We start from the raw sequence: 20,865 nt of genomic DNA, 5'->3' as shown, positions 1-20,865 counted from the left end.
TGCGGAAATAACGCGCTGCTTTGGGCCCAGATGGGCCTGTGTGGCGGGTTATAATGGCAGCATAAAAAGCATGCCAACCTTGCACAAACAGGCAGGGTTCTCTATCGCGTTAAACACCATGAACAGCACGCCCACCTTGCCGGATACGCAGGAAGAACGCGCCGTAAAAAAACAGCCCCCTCTTTCGGCTGCGCCGCAGCACGCCCCGCAGCCAAAGGGCCAACCTGTGCTGCATTTGGTGCCAGAACGTGGTTTTTCCTACTTTGTGCATGCCGCGCAGGATTTTGCGCGCGGCTTCCGCCATGCGCGGCTGGGGCTTACACTGGCCTGGCTGGATATTCGGCTGCGGTATCGTGGCTCCATTCTCGGGCCGTTCTGGCTTACGGCCACTACCGCCATTATGGTGGCGGCCATGGGCGTGCTGTATGCGTATCTGCTCAACACGGATGTGCACACCTATCTGCCCTTCCTTACCCTTTCTCTGGTGTTATGGGGCTTTGTAGGCGGCACCATGCAGGAAGGCTGCGGCACCTTCACGGGGGCGGCGCGGCTTATTCATGCCGCCCGCATGCCGTATTCCCTGCACGTGCTGCGTGTGGCTGTGCGCAACATTTTGGTGTTTGCGCATAACGTGCCCGTGGTGGCTGGGGTGTTTTTGTGGTTTCACGTCTCGCCCAAATGGTCATGGACTGTGCTGCCCGCCACGGGCCTGTGGCTGGTAGACTGCTTTTTTGCCGTGCTTTTGCTGGGCATTCTGGGCGCGCGCTTTAGGGATGTGCCCCCCATTGTGGCCAGCCTGACGCAGGTGATGTTCTTTGTGACGCCCATTTTGTGGTCCCCCCAGTTAATGACAACCGGGCAGGCATGGCTGTTGCTGGACCCCTTCTACCCGCTGATTGAAATTCTGCGCGCACCCTTTACGGGGGATGTGATGCAAACCACCGTATGGCCTGCGGCCCTTGGGTGGTCTGCCGTGCTGATTGTTGCAACCTTCTGCCTGTTCGCCCGTATGCGCACACGGCTGGCATACTGGGTGTAAGGCGCATGACGGATATTGCAGTTGAAAACCTGCAAATCACCTTTCCGCTGTATCATGGCAATGCCCGCAGCCTGCGCAAATCGCTCAGCAAAACGCTGGGCCGCACGCTCAACACGCGCTTCATGCACGATAACCGAGACCGCGTGGTGGTGCAGGCGCTTAAAGGGGTCAGCTTTACCCTGCAACCGGGAGACAGGCTGGGCCTTGTAGGCGGCAATGGTGCAGGCAAAACCACGCTGTTGCGCGCATTGGCCGGTATTTATGAACCCGTAGGCGGCAGTGTGACAGTGCGCGGTAGCATTGGCACGTTGCTAGACCCCGCACTGGGCATGAACATGGACCTGACCGGGCGGGAGAACATTCGCCTACGCGGCATGTTCTCTGGCCTGAGCACGGAACAGACAGCACAGGTTGAAGCTGATGTGGAAAGCTTTGCCAGCCTTGGCGCGTTTATGGACCTGCCCGTAAACACCTATAGTTCGGGCATGATGGTGCGCCTTTCCTTTGGGCTGGCCACGGCTATCATGCCCGATGTGCTGCTGATGGATGAATGGTTTATGGCGGGGGATGCCTCCTTCCGTAACCGTGCCCGCGCCCGGCTTGAAAACCTTGTCTCCCGCGCCGATATTCTGGTGCTCTCCAGCCATATGGCGGATGTGATGGCCGATTGGTGCAACCGCCTGATCTGGCTGGATCAGGGGCAGGTGCGGATGGATGGCCCTACCGAGCAAGTGCTGGAGGCATATTTAGGCCGCCCGCTGGAGCGCAAAGCAGACGAAGAAAAGCCGGAAGACGCACCCCCAGCCCCCTAACCCCGGCGCTTGGGGCACATTATTCGGGCTTGCACGCCTTTCAGGGCAGATGTTCCGTGTTCTCCCTGTTCGCAGGGGGCACAAGTCATGACATACTCAACGCACACACCGGCACGCGCGCAGCACAGCCCACACGGAGCATGAATGAACCGGCCCTCCCCGCCTGGCGGACGTCACAAGGCCTGCTTTACCACCGGCAGCATCATGCGCCACGTGCTGGTTATGGCTGGCACCGGGGCCATTGGCCTTATGGCGGTGTTTGCGGTGGATATGCTCAATATGGTGTATATCAGCCACCTGGGTAACACGGCCCTTACGGCGGCCATTGGCTTTGCCGGGGCTGTTATTGGCTTGCAGATTGCCGTTTCCATCGGGCTGACCATTGGCATAAGTGCCGCCACTGCGCGTGAAATTGGCGCAGGCCGCGCGGATGAAGCACGGGGCATTGCCTCCTCCGCCCTTACCGTCATGATCGGGCTGGCAACGGTGCTGGGTGTGGGCACCATGATATTTGCCCACCCCATTCTGGAACTGTTTGGCGCGCGCGGTGAGGCCTTGGCCAACGCCACCACCTTCCTGCGCACCGTCAGCCCCGCATTGCCGCTTATTTGCGCGGGCATGGGGTCCTCCTCCCTCATGCGTGTGGTGGGGGATGCCAAGGGCTCCATGCACATTACGTTGCTGGGTGCCGTTGTGGCTGCGGTGCTGGACCCGCTGTTTATTTTTGGGCTGCATGAAGGGCTTACCGGAGCGGCCATTAGCACTGTGCTTTCACGCACCGTTGTGGCCACAGTGGGCCTGCGGGGCGCATTGCGGCACGATATGCTGGCCATGCCGCAGCTCCACCGTATTCTGCCAGACACCAAGCGCGTGGCCTCGGTGGCTTTTCCGGCCATTCTCACCAATCTGGCCACACCTGTTGGGGGGGTGTACGTTACGCAGGCCATGGCGCGCTTTGGGCTGGCCGCTGTTGCGGGGCAAGCTTCTATCGAGCGCACGGTGCCCGTGCTGTTTGCGCTGGTTTTTGCGCTTACCGGCTCAGTTGGCCCCATTATGGGGCAAAACATCGGGGCCGGGCAGTGTGACCGTGTGCGTGAAACACTGCGCGCCGCCCTTAAACTGGTTATTCTGAGCGTAGGGGCCACATGGGTTTTCCTGTTCTGTGTGCAGAACGGGGTTGTGGCCATGTATAATGCGCAGGGTGATGCCGCAGCCCTTATCCATCTGTTCTGCACATGGACAATCGGCAGTTACCTGTTTGTGGGTATGCTGTTTGTGGCCAACGCCGCCTTTAATAACCTTGGTTTTCCGCTGTATTCCACTGCCTTTAACTGGGGGCGGGCCACGCTGGGCACCATTCCGTTTGTCATGATGGGTGCACGCTTTGGCCCGCTTGGCGTGCAGGCCGGGCAAGCGCTGGGGGCAGTGGTGTTTGGGTCCTTCGCGGTCTTGACGGCGTTCCGTGTGACACAAACATTAGAAGTCTCTCCCGCACAGCATCCTCTGGCAGCGGGAGTGCGGAGCAGCACGCCGGTTTCCGATGTTCCCACCACCAGCGCAGAAGCTGCCATGGCGGAACTGGATGAACTGGAAAGTGCCTCTGAACTATGTGAGGAAGACAGGAAGACCAACCATGTCTAAGCTGACAACTGAAGAACGCAACGCTCTGCCGGATGATGCCTTTGCCCTGCCCGGCCGCCGCTACCCCATACCCGATGCCACCCACGCGCGTGATGCGCTGGCCCGTGCCAGTGAAATGCTGCACCGGGGTAACCTCACGCAGGAAGAATATGATACCATCCACGCCAAGGCGGAGGATGTTCTGCGCCGTGAACGGATGTAGTTTTTAAACCCATATGCTAAACCGCCTTTATGCCCGCGTTTTGCGGCACGCTGCCAGCCCCTACGCACCTTTATGGCTGGCGGCGCTGGCTTTTGCAGAAGCCAGCTTTTTTCCCCTCCCGCCAGAAACGCTGCTGGTGCCCATGGTGCTGGCGCATAGGCAAAAGGCATGGGTTTATGCGGCCATCTGCACCATTGCCAGTGTGGCCGGGGGGCTTTTGGGCTGGCTGATTGGCGCGGCTTTGCTAGATACAGTGGCCCGCCCGATTGTGCATTTTTACCACGCCGAGGGCACGCTGCTGACCTTGCAGGAAAAATTCCGCCAATGGGGGGTGTGGATTATTCTGCTCAAGGGGCTTACGCCCATTCCCTACAAGTTTGTGACTATTGCCAGCGGCATGGCGCATTTTGCCATTCTGCCCTTTATGCTGGCCAGCCTTGTTACGCGCGGCGTGCGGTTTATGCTGGTGGCCGGGCTTTTGTGGCGCTTTGGGGCGCCTATTCAGGATTTTCTGGAAAAACGTCTGCCGCTAGTGGCCGGGGCTTTTGCCGTGGTGTTTTTAGGCGGCATTATTGCGCTGAAATATCTGTAAATCTGGCACCTGCATTTAGGCCCACGCGGGGCAGAACCTCTGCCCTGTGGCTTGTGCCCTGCCCGATTGCGGCGCAAAATGGCAGCCAGATTTTGAACGTCTTGCTTGACTGATAACCGGGAGAAAAAACGCGGATGCCAACCCAGATAGCTGTGATTACAGGCGCAGGCGCCGGTATTGGCCGCGCGGCGGCACGTGCGCTGGGCCGCGCCGGGTTTGATATTGCCCTGCTGGGCCGCAATGAAGACCGGCTGAAGGAAACAGCAGAAAATCTGGCCAAGCACTCTGTGCGGTCATTGGTGATTCCGCTGGATGTTTCAGATGCCAAAGCCGTGCAGGATGCGGCGGAACGTATTGAAACAGAACTTGGCCCCATTTCAGTGTGGGCCAACTGCGCCGGGGCCACGGTGGTTGGGCAGGTGGCTGCCCTTTCTGCCGATGATATCCGCCGTGCTACGGAAGTAACCTATCTGGGCAGCGTAAACGGCACATTGGCCGCACTTGGCGTTATGCGCCGGCGTGGGCAAGGGGCTATTATCAATCTGGATCTGGCCCCCAACCTGCGCGGCATGCCGCTGCAGGCTGCTGAAAACGGGGCACGCTCTGCCCTGCGTGGCTTTTGTGAAAGCCTGCGGCCAGAACTGCTGCACGATGCCGATAATATCCGCGTGGTCATGGTGGATCTGCCCGCCATCAACACCCCCCATTATGGCTGGACACGCAACCTCACAGGCAAGCGCCTCAAACCCGTTGGCCCGGTGTATGAACCCGAAGTAGCGGCAGAAGCCATTTGCCGTGCGGCCTTTAGCACCAGCCGCTCTATTTCCATTGGGGCCACCAACAGCTTTGCCGCCCTGTGGCACATGGTTGCCCCCGGCTGCCGTGAAGCCCGCATGGCAGAAAAAGGCTACAAGGCCCAGATGGAGCATGATTGGGCAGAAGGCCCGCAGCCGGATGATTTATACAAATCCGTGCCCGGTTCCTTTGGGGCGCAGGGGCCGTTTGATGAACACTCCCGCAGGCTGGACAGCCCGCTCACCTTCTTTGTGCCCAGCAGCTTGCGGGCCGGTATTTTTGGCGCATTAACAGCCATGGGGCTAACCGCCCTGATGGCGCATATCCGCAACTGCCGGAAATCCTGAAGGACACGTGCCATCCTGTTCAGCATATTTTTCATGCTGAATGGGGTGGTGTTTTCTACCTCGCCTTACGGCATCTCACGCAATGCGCTCTTGCAACCGGCATAAGGCCAGAACGTGCTGAGCGCATGGCGTAGAGTGGCAAGGCCACCACGCATCCGTGCCTGTGCCCGGATGCGCTACACCTAAAAACCTAGTTTAAACGCCCGCGCGGTTTGGCAGGCTGCTGGCGCATTTGCTGATGCATGTGCAGCCCGTGCATCAGGCGGTCTGCATCTGTTGGTGGCAGCACAAGCCCAACCGGGCCAAAGGCCGGGTGCTGAAAGGCCAGAACAGATCCATCCGTGCTGGCTTCGGGCTGGAGCGCCCATTTGGTGCGGGTAACGGGTGTAAAGGTAGCCCCTTCTATGGGCGGCAATTCCTTGCCTTCCAGCATCGTTTCCCGACACTGGCCCAAAACCTGAATCAGCCGTGTGAGGTCTTCCACCGTAAGCGCAATATCTACAGCAGGCTGGTCTTCCTGCTCTAGCACCTTAAGATGAACTTCTGTGTGGTCTGCTGAAAGAGACAGATCAAGCTTGGAAGACATAAAACCTCCTACACCCAGCCAGACCGGAACAGGCTTGCACCCTCCGGCCCGCTGAAAAAACTGATGCTGATATAAGGTGGCAAACCCCCTTAAACCAGAGCGCCGCCCCACACCCACCATGCGGCATGTGCATCTGCCAACCTGTCTGCTGCTTCCCGCGCGGCTTCAACAGTGGGGAAAACGCCAAAACATGTGGCGCCAGAACCGCTCATACGGGCCAACTGACAGTCTGGCTGCGCCGCAATATCGGCCAACACCTTTTTAACCGGCGGGCATACGCTGCATGCCGGGGCTTCCAGGCTGTTTTCCTGCGCCTTAAGGGTGGCCACCATAGCGGCACTATTGGGCCAGCTTTGTGGTAAATCCGCCCGCGGCACAAAATCGCCGGTTCTTTTGCGGAACACATCCGGGGTGGAAACAGCCTGCCCGCAATTAACCAGCACAAGGCCACACTCTGGCAAACGCGGTGCGGGGGTCAGGGTTTCCCCAATACCTTCCATCCGCACGGTTTGGCTGAGCAAGCACACGGGCACATCGGCCCCCAGTGTTTCTGCCACGCGGAACAAGGTGGGTTCATCCACCTGCGTGTTCCATGCCCGGTTTAGCAGGCGTAGGGCCGCGGCCGCATCTGCCGAACCTCCGCCAATGCCAGAAGCCACGGGCAGGTTTTTTTCCAGCACAAGGCAACCACCCTGCACATTGGCCTGTGGCCCGGTCAGATCACGCAGCACGGCGGCGGCTTTCATCACCAGATTATCGGCACCTGCGGCATCTGCACCAAGGGCGCGGCCAAAGCGCCCCTCCAGCTTAAGGTGCAGCGGTTGTGTGCCCGGCTCATAATGCAGCACATCTCCTGCACCGGCAAACACCACAAGGCTATCAAGCAGGTGGTATCCATCTGGCCGGCGGCCAGTAACGTGCAAATACAGATTGATTTTTGCTGGTGCGATTTCTGTCAGGGTTGTGGTTGCAACATCCAGAACATCAACTGTCATGGCGTGTGTGTTCCTTTATCCTGCGGCGCAGCTTTGGCGGGGGCGGCCTGATCTGCCTTTTTCACATCCGGCTCCACACCTGCACGCTTGAGCGCAGCACGTATCAATACTTCATCCGACGGAATGGGGTGCAGCCCCAAAGCCACGTTCCACTGATCTATGGCTTCGGTCTTGCGGCCCTGCCGCCAATAAACCTCGCCCAGATGATAATTCACTTCCGGGTCTTCGGGAGTTTTTTCTGCGGCTTTTTCTAAAAGCTCCAGCGCTTCGTTCAGGTCTCCGCGCTCAGCACGCACCCAGCCTAGGCTGTCTGTAATAGCGGCATCATCGGGGGAAAGCTGGTGCGCCTTGCGCAAAAGCTTTTCGGCTTCTGGCAGGTTTTCATGCCGTTCCACCATGGAGTAGCCCAGAAAGTTCAGCAGCATGGATTCGTCTGGCGCATAGGCCAGTGCGGCACGGGCATCATCCCGCGCGTGGGGCCAATCTCCCATTTCATGGTACACCATGGCGCGCAGGAAAAGCAGCGTCCAATCCACATCCTTCTGGGCGGTGGCAAGGTCTATGGCCTTGGTATAGGCGGCTATCGCACCCTTCCAGTCTTTCTGCTGCACCAGCGCATTGCCCAAGGCACGCTGAAGCAGAATCTGATCGGGCAACTGGGCCACAAGCGGACGCAACAGGCTGACAGCCTCGGTAGCCTGATCGGGCGTGGAATCCAGCACAGCCAACCGCAACCGCGCCACGGGGGACATGGGGTCAGACTGCGGCACGCGCAGCAATGTTTCTCGCGCAGCGGCCCCGTGGTCTTCATCAATCTGGATTTCGGCCAGCATCAGCCGGGCTTCGGCCAATGTGGGGTCCATGGCCAAGGCAAAGCCCAGCATCAGGCGGGCGGCCTCGTTAAACTGGTAGAGGTTGGCATCATTCCCCACCATGCCGCCGGTGGCTGCGGCCTGCTGGGCCTGCTCCCGCCCCTGCTGGCGCAGCAAAAACGCCGTAAGAATATAAGCACGCGCAATCCCGCCACGTGCCGATGTAACCGGAAAGTGCGAAATTGTGGCCTGAAGCTGCGGGCCAGCCAGCAGCAGAACCGGATCATCTCCTTCCAGCTTGCGCAGCTCGGCGCGGGCTTTTTCCTTCTGCCCGTGCTCCCACAACCATGCGGCGTAGGAACGGGTGAGCAGCAGATCACCCCCCGGCATGATCTTGCGCGTTTCATCAAAAAGCTGGCCTGCGCGGTCTGTCTGGCCGGCCACCTGTGCAATCAGAGCGGCGTGCAGCGTGTAAAACGGCACCAGCACGGATTTCTGAATATGGGTCAGGCTTTCCACGGCTTCATTGGCATGGCCCTGCGCCTGCTCACACCATGCCAGAAGCAGCGGCATGATAAGATGTGTCAGCGGGTCTGTGCGGGCCTGATGGTAATAGGTCAGCGCCTCGCCCCACTCACCGCGCACGGCGGCATCGTTCCCCAGCACAAGGGCGGAAATCACGCTCTGCGCGCCGGGCAGCTTATCCAGCTTGTGGGCCAGCAGCACGGCATCGGCATCCCCCGCCATCACGCTGCGCACAAAGGCCTGTTTCAGCAGTTCCATATTCTGCGGATCTGCGGCTGCGGCCTGGCGGAAAGAGCGCGCGGCCTGAAGGTCATCCCCCCTGCGCACGGCAATGACGGCGCTTAAAAACGCCCCCGAATCGACATGCCCGACAGGCGCATGCATAACCGCAGTATCTGCTTTGGGTTCGGCCCCTTTAAGGGCTGCGCCAGATGTATCGGGCTGGGCCGCATACAGCGGAGAAGCCAGCACAGTGGCGGAAAGCAGCATGAAAACCGTAGGCAGAAGGCGACAAAACAGCATAAGAACCCTATCTACAGGATACGGTGGCAACCGGGCAGGCCGCCCACGGATGCACCGCCCCTTCTGGCAGAGCGGAAAGGAACGACATGAACGACTGGTTTTGTCTAACGCGCCCGCGCCAAACCACCAAACCGTCCGCTTTGTGATACGGTTTATATGATGGAAGCTGCTCTGTCTCTCCTGCGCCTTTATACCGAATGGGGCGTGGATGTTGCTGTAACCGATACCCCGGCCGATCATCGGCACGCGGGGGCCGGGCTTGTGTTGCCTCCGCTACGGGGCAAAACGCCCCAGCAGACACCCCCATACATACCCCCGCAGCCCGGAACCGGCAGAACACCAGCGCCTGCCGCGATTACGCAAAACCAACTACAGCAACCGCCTGCCCCCACCAGCTTTGCTGATACAGTGGAACAGGCACAGCGCCTTGCCGCAGCCGCCAACACGCCAGAAGAGCTGTTTCAGGCCATGGATTCCTTTACGGCATGCCCGTTGCGCGGCGCTGCCATGCACACCCTTATGCCCTCTGGCCCCCGCAACGCCCCCCTGATGCTGATTGGGGAAGCCCCAGATGAGGATGAAGACAGAAGCGGGCAGGTTTTTGCGGGCCTATGCGGCACCCTGCTGGATACCATGCTGGCCCCCTTGCCGTTGGAACGCAGCCAACTGGCCCTTGCCACAGCCCTGCCTTGGCGGCCCGCAGGTGGCACCCCCCCAACAGAAATGGACCAGCGCATCTGCCGCCCCTTTTTAGAGCGCGCCATAACTTTGTTTGCACCCAAGCGGCTGCTGCTATGTGGGCGGCTTCCTGCCCGAATGCTGCTTGGCAAAACCACGGATCTGCCCCGCCGCAACTGGCAGGACATCACCCTGCCGGGCCTGCCCCCGCTGCCCGTTATGTGTATGCGCCACCCGCTCCAGCTCCGGGCCAGCCCCTCCGCACGGCGTGAAATATGGACAACACTGATGACGGTGATGGATACCCTGCGCCAAAACAGCCAAAGCATGTAATCAGCGCGCGCATGTAAGTGTAAACGGCGTGCCAGATGTTACAGAATATGTCAGCAAGAAATACAGTCCCCAAACCGTGGGAATACCTGCACAAATCATAGAAATTATTCCGCCTTGACCAGCGATTCACCGCTGGGAATGCAACAATTTTTGAAGAACCTTTCCCTTTTCTTACAGATAGGAAACTTGCCTTTTGGGCTGGAAGGGCCTAGACCCCGCCAGCCATGCGAGCGATAGGTCAAATTCCTCATCAGATCGCGGCAAAAGCCATTCTGGCTGGTGCCGCCCTTTTGGCCAGCGCTTCCGTCGTTGTGACGAGAGCCCATGCCAAGCCCCCGGAAGCCGGGCCCGAACCGTACAGCGAAGAGCTGGCTATGGTTCTGCCACGCCAGGCTTTCCCTGAAGGTGATGATGTTACACTTCCAAAACCTCTTCCTCCTGAAGTTGCCACTCAGGTGCGCGCCATCCTGCGCCTACAGCAGCAGGGTGCGTTCACAGAAGCCATCAGCAGCACCACGCATCTGACAGATGCCACCCTGCTGGGTGAGCTACAGGCAGACCGTTACCTGAACCCGAATTACCACCCCAATGCGACCGAGCTGCGGAACTGGCTGAAACAATACACCAGCTATGCCGATGCCCCGGCCATATGGGCACGCCTTGCCGCGCTGCCTGAACGGGGTGGCCCGCTGCCACCTGCCCCACCGGCAGACCATCTGGCCCCAGCCCATGCCGCCCTTGCGGCTGGCCCACTGGCGCAGGAATTCACCCGTAACCCCCTGCTGGACCGCACCTTGCGCGAACGCACCACATGGGGGCTGAAGGGCGTGCACAGTGCGTTGCACCTTATCAGCATTACACCGGGCATGACGCCCGCCTACGCGGCCCAGCTACAGGCTGAAACCGCACAGGCCATGTTGGTTTCCGGTGAAACGGATATGGCGCTGGATATTGGCCGCACGGCCGTAAACATCTCGCGCGAGCGCAATGCGCTGGCCAGCTACATTACCGGGCTGGCCCTGTGGCAAAAGCAGGCTTACGCCGAGGCTATTCCGTTTTTTGAAAAAGCCTCCCACGCCCCGCGCGCCATGCCGGAAATGCGGGCCGCCTGCGCCTTCTGGGCCGCACGTGGGCACGAAAAAACCGGCAACATCCATGCGCAGCACATCTGGCTCCAGCATGCAGCGGCTTTTCCGCGTAGCTTCTATGGGCTTCTGGCCTATCGTATGCTGCGGCCAGCTCCGGCAGACCATGCGGCCTCCAGCACCCATACACGCCCTGTTGGCTTCAAACCGTTAGAAGACAGCCCCGCTCCAGATAACGGCGCGTCCTCTGCCCCGGTGCTGACGGAAATTGATATTGAAGCCGTAGGCGCCACAGATGTGGGCCGCCGCGTGTTTGCCCTGCTACAGGTTGGTGAGCCGGAAATGGCCGAAAACGCTATCCGCCGCGCATGGCCAGACCTGCGAGACGTCACACTGGCACGGGCCTTTCAGCTTGTGGCGCAAACAGCCGGGCTGCATGATCTGGCCACAGAAATGGCCGATGCCCTGAACACCCATGCCGCAACAGCACAGAACGCAGAGGATACCCCCCTGCCCCTGCTGCGCCCCCGGCACGGCTTTACCATGGACCCCGCCCTTGTTTACGCGCTGGCCCGTGTGGAATCGAACTTTGACCCACGCGCTGTTTCCGGCGCAGGAGCCCATGGGCTGATGCAGATCCGCCCGCTTACGGCTGATTTTGTTACCAGTGAGTCCCCCACCAATATCAACCACCACTTTGTGCATTCTGCAGAAGCCCTGCATGACCCCAGCATCAATCTGGAAATCGGGCAGCGCTATGTGCAGTATCTGGCCGGGCTAACACGCCAGACCAGCCACACAGAGGCACGTGGTGGAGATATCATCCGCCTGCTGGCCAGCTACAATGCAGGGCCTTCTGCCCTTGCACATTGGGAAAGCGCCACCGGCCCGGCAGCCAATGACCCGCTGCTGTTCATGGAACTGCTGCCCAACACGGAAACGCGGGATTACGTGCACCACACCCTCGCCTATCTGTGGATGTATGCCGCCAAGATGAAGCTGCCCACACCCTCCCTTACAGCCTTGGCCCAAAGCACGTGGCCAGACTTTGAGGATGAAAAGGCACTGGCACATACGCTGAACACCCGCACCCTTCACTAAGGGTCTGCGGCGCAGGTTCAGCCGGCTTATCGCATACAAAAAGGGGCGCAGTTTTAACCGGCTGCGCCCCTTTTTTTGTGGCCTGTGGGCAGGCCAAACGCCTGCCCCGTGTAGCTTTGTTCAGTTTTCCGCCAGAGGCTGCCTGCTGGCCCGCACGCGGGAAACACGGCGGCCTTCCATTTCCAGCACCTCGAACAACCAGCCCTCGTAAGCCACCTTGTCACCCACTGCTGGCACACGGCGCAGAAGGGCCAGAATAAGCCCACCCAACGTATGATAGCTGCCTTCTTCGGGCAGGGTTTTCAGGGCCAGACGGTCCTTCACTTCATCGGCGGATTCCGTGCCATCCAGCATCAGCACGGCATCTGGGGCCGGTTCTGTATGCAGGCGCGTGAGTTTTTGAGGCTCGTGCGAGGTTTCACCCACAATGGCGTCAAACAGGTCAGACGCCGTGACAATGCCTTCAAACGCCCCGTATTCATCAAACACAAAGGCCATGCCCAGCGGGATGCTCCGCATGCGTTCCAGCATATCCAGCGCGGAAATACTGTCTGGCACCACCACCATCGGGCGCAAACCGGCCTCTATGGAAGCCGGCATGCCGTCCAGAACACGGTCCAGCATATCCTTGGCCAGAACCACGCCTACCGGGTTATCCACCCCACCTTCGCACACCACAAGGCGCGCATAAGTGGTTTGCTTGAGCGCCTGCACCAGCGCTTCGCGCCCGGCATGGCGATCTATCCACACCAGCTCGTTTCTGGGGGTCATGATGGCACGCACGGGTCTGTCCGCCAGACGCAGCAGACGTTCGATCATGGTGCGTTCTTCATGCTCCAGAACGCCCAAGCGTGCGCCTTCGGCAATGTAGGCTTTCAGCTCTTCTTCCGTCAGCGTCTGGTTTACGGCATCTGCCGCGCCCATCAGCCGCAGCACGATGTTGGAAGATTGGCGCAGCAGCCACACCACAGGGCGGGTAGCATTGGCCAGAAGTTCCAGCGGCATGGCCAGACGGGCCGCCACTCTTTCTGGCTCACGCAGGGCCAGCTGCTTGGGCACAAGCTCACCCAGCACCAGCATGATGGCCGTAATCAGCACCACCACCACAATCATGGAAAGCTGGGGCGCAATGGGTTTAATGGCCGGAATACGCTCCAGCATGGGGGTAAGGTGCGCTTCTATCTGCACCCCACCAAATGTGCCTTCCAGAATGGAAACCAGTGTCATGCCCACCTGCACCGTGGGCAGGAAGATTTGGGGGTCTTCCGCTAGGCGCATGGCCCGTTCGGCCCCGCGCACGCCTTGTTCCTGCAACATGGCCAAACGGGGAATACGCACGGAAATAAGCGCAAGTTCCCCCATGGCGAACACGGCGTTCAGCAACACCAGAAAGAAAATGACAAGAATGGAAAGTGCCATGAAAAACGATATGCCCTCTGTGTAGGGTACCCGCGTGGCGGGTTTCTGGCGGGCAGAATAGGGGATGATTTCCCCCAAAGCCACAGCTGGGCCATACGGGAACGCTGATTGCCTTATGCGGCAACCGTATGCCTGCCTTCCAGATAAAGCGGACCAATTCGGTATGTTTTGAAGGGGAAAGACAAAAAAAGAGCGGCCCCTTGCGGGAACCGCCCCTTTTTAAAACCCGATTCGGAAGGCCCGATCAGTCTGCCGCAGTGGCTTCTACTGCTGGCTTTGCTGCCGGGGCATCGTTCGCGCCTTCGGCTGTGCGAATCACCTTCACACGTGGGGCCTTTGCAGGCTTGCGTGCTGCAATGGCTTCCATCTGTTCTTCCACCTGTTTGGAGAAGACGTACTGGGCCGGGCGCTGGTTGGCCAGCGAGATTTCCGGGGCCATTGGCTTTTCTGTTTCCGGGCCAAACAGCGCCACTTTGGCAATGTGCCAAGGCCGACGCACGGCATCCATAACAGCGGTGGATTCGTAACCGGAATGCACCATGCAGTCAGCGCATTTTTCGTAGTTACCGGTGCCGTAATCATCCCACTTCGTATCGTCCATCAGCTCACGGAAGGACTTGGCATAGCCTTCACCCAGCAGATAGCACGGGCGCTGCCAGCCAAACACGTTACGCAGCGGCTTGCCCCACGGCGTGCAGTGGTACTGCTCGTTCCCCGCCAGGAAGTTCAGGAACAGCGGAGACTGCGTAAACCGCCATTTGTGGCCTTTGCCCAAACGGAAGATATCGCGGAACAGCTGCTTGGTTTTCTGGCGGTTCAGGAAGTGTTCCTGATCCGGTGCGCGTTCGTAGGCATAACCCGGTGCGGTCATGATTCCGTCCACGCCCATTGCCATCACTTCATCAAAGAAATTGGCAACGCGCTGCGGGTCTGCGCCATCAAACAGGGTGCAGTTGATGGAAACGCGGAACCCACGTTCCTTGGCCTTCTTGATGGCGGCCACGGCACGTTCATACACCCCATCCTGACAGACGGAGGAATCGTGCATGGTTTTGTCACCATCCAGATGCACATCCCAAGAGAAGAAGGGGGATGGTTCATATTCATCCATCTTCTTTTCAAGCAGCAGGGCGTTCGTGCACAGGTAAACGTATTTCTTACGCGCAATCAGACCGCGGATAATCTGCGGCATTTCCTTGTGCAGCAGCGGTTCACCGCCGGCCACAGCCACAACGGGCGCGCCTGCTTCGGCATCCGCATCCATGCATTCCTGCACGGTCATGCGCTGGTTGAGAATGGCAGCCGGGTAGTCGATCTTCCCGCAACCTGCGCATGCCAGATTGCAGCGGAAAAGCGGCTCAAGCATCAGCACAAGCGGATAACGCTTCCGCTTCTTGAGATGCTGTGTGACGACATATTTGCCGACCCTGACGGCCTGCATTATCGGTACGGCCATAAACCCCCGCTCCGGCGCATCACTTACGCCCGTATCGTGACTGGAAAGAACTTGGTCAGTTCAGTGTGTAACAAGAAACGCGGCCGTGTTACCCGCGGCAAGTATTTCCGCCCTGAACCATCAGGTGGTCAGACAGAATACTGAATACACGCGTTACGCGGCCACGCATGAAAGAAGACATTGGCCTGCATATATGTTGTGTGGTTTGTCAAGCTCAAGTGTTTTCACAGTCCTGTTGCAAAAAGGCCACATTCGCCGGCTTGTTTTGTTTCAATACTTGCGTTCTTGCGTGAAACATTAAACCACATGCCATCGGATCGCGATGTCTGTCGGCATGCAAACGCGGCGTAAGACACACTCCGGGTTGCGTCATCCGCCCAGATACCAGACAGCAGCCCGCAACAAAAAGATGGAAACGATCGCATGGACAGTTCTCAGGACAAGAGCGCGCCTTCACCGATTCCGACGTTAGGGCGTTTTCCTGCGCTGGACCGGGTTGAGTATCCGGCGGACCTGCGCAATCTCTCGGTTGAGCAGCTCAAGCAGGTTGCGGATGAACTGCGGGCCGAGACGGTGGACGCGGTTTCCACCACAGGGGGGCACCTTGGGGCTTCCTTGGGTGTTGTGGAGCTGACGGTTGCCCTGCATGCGGTGTTTGATACCCCAGATGACAAGGTGATCTGGGATGTGGGCCACCAGGCCTACCCCCACAAGATTCTGACCGGCCGGCGTGACCGCATTCGCACCCTGCGCCAACCGGGCGGCCTGTCCGGCTTTACCCGCCGCGCAGAAAGCCAATACGATCCGTTTGGCGCGGCCCATTCCTCCACCTCTATCTCCGCCGGACTCGGCATGGCCGTGGCCCACCACCTGCGGGCGGAGGAAGACCCCAGCTACCGCGAACGCAATGTGATTGCCGTGATTGGCGATGGCTCCATTTCCGCCGGCATGGCGTATGAGGCCATGAACAACGCCGCCGTGGCCGGCCCCGGTGCGGAACGGCTGATTGTCATCCTGAACGACAACGAGATGTCCATTGCCCCGCCTGTGGGGGCCATGTCGAACTACCTGTCGCGCCTGATGTCTTCCCGCAAGTTCATGGGGCTGCGCGAACTGGCCGGCAAGTTTGTGAAAAAACTGCCCGCCCCTGTAGAACGCACGGCCCGCAAGGCCGATGAATATGCCCGCGGCATGATTACCGGCGGCACGCTGTTTGAAGAGCTGGGCTTTTACTACGTTGGCCCCGTGGATGGGCATGATCTGCCGCAGCTGGTCTCTATCCTGCGCAACCTGCGCGATACGGATAACGGCCCCATCATGCTGCATGTCATCACGGAAAAAGGCCACGGCTATCAGCCAGCCGAAAAAGCCGGAGACAAGTATCACGCCGTTGCCAAGTTCAACGTGGTCACCGGTGAGCAGAAAAAAGGCCCCGCAGGCCCGCCAAGCTACACCTCCGTGTTCTCCCGCGAGCTCACACGCCGTGCGGCCACCGATAACAAGATTGCCGCCATTACCGCCGCCATGCCTTCTGGCACGGGGCTGGATGCCTTTGCCAAGGCCTACCCGGACCGGTTTTTTGATGTGGGCATTGCCGAGCAGCATGCCGTAACCTTTGCAGCCGGCATGGCCACTGAAGGGCTGCGCCCGTTCTGCGCCATCTATTCCACCTTCCTCCAGCGCGCCTATGACCAGGTGATGCACGATGTGGTGCTGCAAAAGCTGCCCGTGCGTTTTGCCATTGACCGCGCCGGACTGGTGGGCGCCGATGGCGCCACCCATGCAGGTTCCTTCGACATTGCCTATCTGGGCTGCCTGCCGGGCATGACCATCATGGCCCCATCGGATGAGCTGGAACTGCTGCACATGACGGCCACCGCCGCCCTGTTTGATGAAGGCCCGATTGCCCTGCGCTACCCGCGTGGCAGTGGCCTTGGGCTGGACCTGCCCGCAGAAGGCACACCGCTGGAAATTGGCAAAGGCCGCATCATCCGTGAAATGGGTGGGCAGTCCGGGCCGGAAAAAGGTGGCGTGGCCATTCTCTCGCTTGGCCCGCGTCTGGCCGAGTGCCTGAAAGCCGCAGACATGCTGGCCGCCCGTGGCCTGCCGCCCACCGTGGCGGATGCCCGCTTTGCCAAGCCGTTTGATACGGAACTGGTGGAAAATCTGGCCCGCAACCATGCCGTGCTGATTACCATTGAGGAAGGTTCGGAAGGTGGCTTTGGCTCCCTTGTCGGGCACCATCTGGCCCGCACCGGCCTGCTCGATAACGTGCGTTTCCGCCCCCTCACCCTGCCAGACCGCTTCATCGACCATAACACCCAGGCCGCCCAATACGCCGAGGCCGGCCTCTCCGCACCACACATCGTCGGAACCGCTCTAAGCGCGTTGGGCATCGGTGACATGCTTGAAGCGATCTTGCCAAACCGCGCAACCGGGACAAAATCTTAAGCCATGAAACGCTTTTCAATTCGTGCAGGCCTTGTGTTTGGTATGACCATGGCCCTCCTTCCGGTTGCTGGCGCTGGCATTTCCGCTCCGGCAGCTTTTGCCCAGTCTGCTCCGGCAAGTGCCGTAAGCGCGCCTATCCAGTCGCTGTACAAAGCGTTGGATCAGGTTCAGAACGCGCACAGCAGCTTTGCTGAACGCAGCCAGATGGTGGCTGGTGCGGTAGATCAGGCTTATGATCTTGAAGCCGTACTGAAAGCCTCTGTTGGCCTGCGCTATGACAGCCTGAGCCCGAGCGACAAGCAGAACCTGCTGGCAGCTTTCCGCAACTTCACCATTGCGCGCTATGTCTCCAGCTTTAAGCCCGGTTCTGGCGCACGCTTTACCATCTCTCCGTCTGTTACGGATGCGCCTGCTGGCGGTGGCAAGATTGTAGAAACCCATATCGGGTCTGATGACAGCATGCCCGGCACGGCTGTAAGCTACATCATGCACAACGAAGGTGGTGCATGGAAAATTACTGATGTGCTGCTGAGCGATTCCCGCATCAGCCAGGCAGCTGCTCAGCGGTCTGACTTCAGCTCCACGCTGAACTCTGGCGGTGTGCAGGGTTTGATCAACGTGCTGAACCGCAAGGTTCAGAGTTACTCCAAAGATTAAGAGCGAGAAGCAGCATCGTGCGCCGCAGCGGAAAGAAACCAGCGCCCCCACGGGGCCATAAAACGGTTGAGGTGTAATGTCCGCCTTTCCGTTTCTAGCTGCGGCCAGCGCGGTACTGGCTGTTACCGGCTGCGTGCAATCTGCTTTGGGGGCGGGCCTTCTGGCCCGTTTCCGCCGCAAGGAGCATAAGCCGGTTGTTCTTGAAAACAGCCCACCGGTTACCGTTTTAAAGCCACTTTATGGCTCTGAACCCCTGTTGGAAGAAGCGCTGGAAAGCTTTTGTACGCAGGATTACCCACAAGTGCAGATTCTGTTTGGCGTGCGCGATGCAGATGATCCGGCCATAGCCATTGTGCGCCGCCTGCAAGAACGCCACCCGGAACTGGATTTGGATTTGGTGGTGAACCCCGTGCTGCACGGGCTAAACCGCAAAATCAGCAACCTTATGAATATCCTGCCGCAAGCCAAGCACGATATTCTGGTTATTTCCGATTCTGATATTCATGTCAGCCCCGATTATCTTCAACATATCGTGGCTGGGCTAAACACACCCAACACCGGGCTGGTTACCACCCTGTATGCCGGTCTACCTGCCAAGCATACTGTGGTGCAGATGCTGGCAGCCTGCCAGATCAACCATAACTTTTTGCCCGGCGTCATTCTCTCGCGCTATCTGGGGCGGCAGGACTGTCTGGGCGCCACCATGGCCCTGCGGCGTGAAACGCTGGAACAGGTGGGTGGGCTGGAAGCCCTGCTGCCACATGTGGCGGATGATGCACTGTTAGGCCGCCTTGTGCGCCAGTTGGGCATGGATATTACCATTGCCGACTGCCTAACATGGACCACTATTGCCGAATCCAATTTTACAGAATTGTTAAAGCATGAGCTCAGATGGGGCCGCACAGTCTGCACGCTTGCACCTGCGGGCTATGCGGCCTCTTCAATCCAGCTTCCACTGTTCTGGGCTACATTGGTGGTCTTGTTCCAGCCCCATGCTGCGTGGACACTCCCTTTTTTCTGGGGTGTATGGGGCTTTCGCTGCCTTACCGCGTTGATGATAGACCGCACTGTGGGGTCTCGCCCGCTATGGCCGCTTCTGCTTTTACCTGCGCGGGACTGGCTTTCTGCCGCCATTATGGTGGGCAGCGCTTCCGGCACAGAAGTGCACTGGCGGGGGCAAACCATGCATGTGGCCCCACACCCGGTTGGCCCCCCTTCATCTGGTGGTCTTTCCGCCAGACAGTAAACCCGGCGCACGCAAAACTTGCCTTATGCTAACAGCCCAGAGTAAATCCCTCAGCTAAATGACCATGGAAGCCTTGCAGACCGCTTTTTTTGCCGGCTCCAACCGCTTCACGCCCTTGTCAGGATAAAAACCGATGACGATGAGAACACTTTTCCTGCAGCCCCCGACTTTTGACGGTTTTGATGGTGGCGCAGGCTCGCGCTATCAGGCACGGCGCGAAATCAAGTCCTTCTGGTATCCGACATGGCTGGCCCAGCCTGCAGCAATGGTTGAAGGCAGCCGCCTGATTGATGCCCCGCCCGCAGGCATTGGCATGGAACCGATTCTGGAAGACGTTAAAAACCGCGATCTGGTTATTCTGCACACCTCCACCCCATCCTTCGCCAAGGATGTGGAAGTGGCGCAGATGCTCAAAGACGTGAACCCCAACCTGAAAATCGGGATGGTGGGTGCAAAGGTTGCCGTTCAGCCAGAAGAAAGCCTGCTGAAAGGCGCGCCGATTGATTTTGTGGCCCGCAATGAATTTGATTACACAATCAAGGAAATTGCCGAAGGCCGTGATTTTAAGGACGTAGACGGCATTACGTGGCGCAACAAGGATGGCGAAATTATTGCCAACCGTGACCGCGCCATGATTGAAGACATGGACAGCCTGCCCTTCGTGACCGAAGTGTACAAGCGGGACCTGCGTATTGAGGACTACTTTATCGGGTACCTCATGCACCCCTACATTTCCATCTACACGGGCCGTGGCTGTAAATCTCGCTGCACGTTCTGCCTGTGGCCGCAAACGGTGGGTGGCCACCGCTACCGCACACGCAGCCCGCAGCACGTTGCGGCTGAAATCCGTCTGGCCAAGCAGTACTTCCCGCAGGTGAAAGAGTTCTTCTTTGACGATGACACCTTCACCGATGACCTGCCGCGTGCAGAAGCCATTGCGCGTGAACTGGGCAAGCTGGGTGTTACGTGGTCTTGTAACGCAAAAGCCAATGTGCCGCGCGAAACACTGAAAGTGCTGCGTGACAACGGCCTGCGCCTGCTTCTGGTTGGGTATGAAAGCGGCAACCAGCAGATCCTTCATAACATCAAGAAGGGTATGCGCGTTGAAGTAGCGCGTGAGTTCACCAAGAACTGCCACGAACTTGGCATTAAAATTCACGGCACCTTCATTCTGGGTCTGCCGGGTGAAACCAAGGAAACCATTCAGGAAACCATCCGCTTCGCGCAGGAAATCAACCCGCACACGTTGCAGGTTTCTCTGGCGGCGCCGTATCCGGGCACGGCCCTGCACAAGCAGGCCACGGAAAACGGCTGGCTGGATGAAAACAACGCAGAACTGCTGGATGATAACGGCGTGCAGATTGCACCGCTGCATTACCCGCACCTGTCCCACACAGAAATCTTCAACAGTGTGGAAGACTTCTACAAGAAGTTCTACTTCCGCGCGCCCAAGATTGCCTCCATCCTGGGTGAAATGGTGCGTTCTCCGCAGATGATGAAGCGCCGCCTGCGTGAAGGTGTGGAGTTCTTCCAGTTCCTTAAAAACCGTAAGGATGCTGCGTAACCTACGC

At 59.0% G+C, this 20,865-nt stretch carries 17 protein-coding genes; 12 read left to right on the top strand and 5 right to left on the bottom strand.

Features of this window, described 5'->3' with window-relative positions:
- Nucleotides 1-7 precede the first annotated feature (7 nt).
- From EOV40_RS02075 to EOV40_RS02050, 6 genes are all read left to right on the top strand, one after another.
- Complete coding sequence (locus EOV40_RS02075) at nt 8-1,039, top strand: ABC transporter permease (RefSeq protein ID WP_128106176.1); 1,032 nt, start codon at nt 8-10, stop codon at nt 1,037-1,039.
- A gap of 5 nt (nt 1,040-1,044) precedes the next feature.
- Nucleotides 1,045-1,851 (top strand): ABC transporter ATP-binding protein, encoded by an 807-nt coding sequence (locus EOV40_RS02070; RefSeq protein WP_128104906.1) that lies wholly within the window; start codon nt 1,045-1,047, stop codon nt 1,849-1,851.
- 144 nt (nt 1,852-1,995) lie between these two features.
- Complete coding sequence (locus EOV40_RS02065; protein WP_050819203.1) at nt 1,996-3,492, top strand: MATE family efflux transporter; 1,497 nt, start codon at nt 1,996-1,998, stop codon at nt 3,490-3,492.
- A complete protein-coding gene (locus EOV40_RS02060; RefSeq protein ID WP_003625103.1) occupies nt 3,485-3,694 on the top strand; it encodes a hypothetical protein in 210 nt (69 codons plus the stop codon). Before EOV40_RS02065 ends, EOV40_RS02060 begins: the two co-directional genes overlap by 8 nt.
- A 13-nt stretch (nt 3,695-3,707) precedes the next feature.
- On the top strand, nt 3,708-4,286 hold the full coding sequence (locus EOV40_RS02055; RefSeq protein ID WP_003625105.1) for a YqaA family protein: 579 nt from the start codon (nt 3,708-3,710) through the stop codon (nt 4,284-4,286).
- A gap of 134 nt (nt 4,287-4,420) precedes the next feature.
- Complete coding sequence (locus EOV40_RS02050; protein WP_128104905.1) at nt 4,421-5,428, top strand: SDR family oxidoreductase; 1,008 nt, start codon at nt 4,421-4,423, stop codon at nt 5,426-5,428.
- A gap of 190 nt (nt 5,429-5,618) precedes the next feature.
- On the opposite strand, the gene EOV40_RS02040 is transcribed toward EOV40_RS02050, so the two are convergent.
- From EOV40_RS02040 to EOV40_RS02030, 3 genes are all read right to left on the bottom strand, one after another.
- Complete coding sequence (locus EOV40_RS02040; RefSeq protein ID WP_050820326.1) at nt 5,619-6,014, bottom strand: hypothetical protein; 396 nt, start codon at nt 6,012-6,014, stop codon at nt 5,619-5,621.
- 89 nt (nt 6,015-6,103) lie between these two features.
- Nucleotides 6,104-7,009 (bottom strand): 4-(cytidine 5'-diphospho)-2-C-methyl-D-erythritol kinase, encoded by a 906-nt coding sequence (locus tag EOV40_RS02035; protein ID WP_128104904.1) that lies wholly within the window; start codon nt 7,007-7,009, stop codon nt 6,104-6,106.
- The gene (locus EOV40_RS02030) at nt 7,006-8,868 is read right to left on the bottom strand and encodes a tetratricopeptide repeat protein (protein WP_128104903.1); all 1,863 of its coding nucleotides are present in this window, start codon (nt 8,866-8,868) and stop codon (nt 7,006-7,008) included. The genes EOV40_RS02035 and EOV40_RS02030 overlap by 4 nt, the downstream gene beginning before the upstream one ends.
- A gap of 156 nt (nt 8,869-9,024) precedes the next feature.
- Here EOV40_RS02030 and EOV40_RS02025 point away from each other — a divergent pair, with 156 nt between their 5' ends.
- Nucleotides 9,025-9,879 carry a uracil-DNA glycosylase gene (locus tag EOV40_RS02025; protein WP_128104902.1) on the top strand — a complete coding sequence of 285 codons (855 nt, stop codon included), beginning with the start codon at nt 9,025-9,027 and terminating at the stop codon, nt 9,877-9,879.
- Between the two features lie 224 nt (nt 9,880-10,103).
- The gene (locus tag EOV40_RS02020) at nt 10,104-12,065 is read left to right on the top strand and encodes a transglycosylase SLT domain-containing protein (protein ID WP_128104901.1); all 1,962 of its coding nucleotides are present in this window, start codon (nt 10,104-10,106) and stop codon (nt 12,063-12,065) included.
- A 120-nt stretch (nt 12,066-12,185) separates the two neighbouring features.
- Here the strand turns inward: EOV40_RS02020 and EOV40_RS02015 are convergent, their stop codons facing one another.
- Complete coding sequence (locus tag EOV40_RS02015; protein WP_080986744.1) at nt 12,186-13,568, bottom strand: hemolysin family protein; 1,383 nt, start codon at nt 13,566-13,568, stop codon at nt 12,186-12,188.
- A 160-nt stretch (nt 13,569-13,728) separates the two neighbouring features.
- Entirely contained in the window at nt 13,729-14,940 is a 1,212-nt protein-coding gene (gene hpnH, locus EOV40_RS02010; RefSeq protein ID WP_050819197.1) for an adenosyl-hopene transferase HpnH, read from the bottom strand.
- 423 nt (nt 14,941-15,363) lie between these two features.
- On the opposite strand from hpnH, the gene dxs reads away from it, so the two are divergent.
- The 4 genes from dxs to hpnJ all read left to right on the top strand — a co-directional run bounded on the left by dxs (nt 15,364) and on the right by hpnJ (nt 20,858).
- Entirely contained in the window at nt 15,364-17,391 is a 2,028-nt protein-coding gene (gene dxs / locus EOV40_RS01995) for a 1-deoxy-D-xylulose-5-phosphate synthase (RefSeq protein ID WP_087651752.1), read from the top strand.
- Between the two features lie 3 nt (nt 17,392-17,394).
- A complete protein-coding gene (locus tag EOV40_RS01990; RefSeq protein ID WP_128104900.1) occupies nt 17,395-18,048 on the top strand; it encodes an ABC transporter substrate-binding protein in 654 nt (217 codons plus the stop codon).
- A 76-nt stretch (nt 18,049-18,124) separates the two neighbouring features.
- A complete protein-coding gene (gene hpnI / locus EOV40_RS01985) occupies nt 18,125-19,294 on the top strand; it encodes a bacteriohopanetetrol glucosamine biosynthesis glycosyltransferase HpnI (protein WP_128104899.1) in 1,170 nt (389 codons plus the stop codon).
- 133 nt (nt 19,295-19,427) lie between these two features.
- Nucleotides 19,428-20,858, top strand: coding sequence for a hopanoid biosynthesis associated radical SAM protein HpnJ (gene hpnJ / locus EOV40_RS01980; RefSeq protein ID WP_019088455.1), 1,431 nt, complete (start codon nt 19,428-19,430; stop codon nt 20,856-20,858).
- Nucleotides 20,859-20,865 lie beyond the last annotated feature (7 nt).

The sequence above is a fragment of the Acetobacter oryzoeni genome, assembly GCF_004014775.2.
Lineage (GTDB): Bacteria > Pseudomonadota > Alphaproteobacteria > Acetobacterales > Acetobacteraceae > Acetobacter > Acetobacter oryzoeni.
This window is presented reverse-complemented; position numbering and strand designations above follow the sequence as displayed.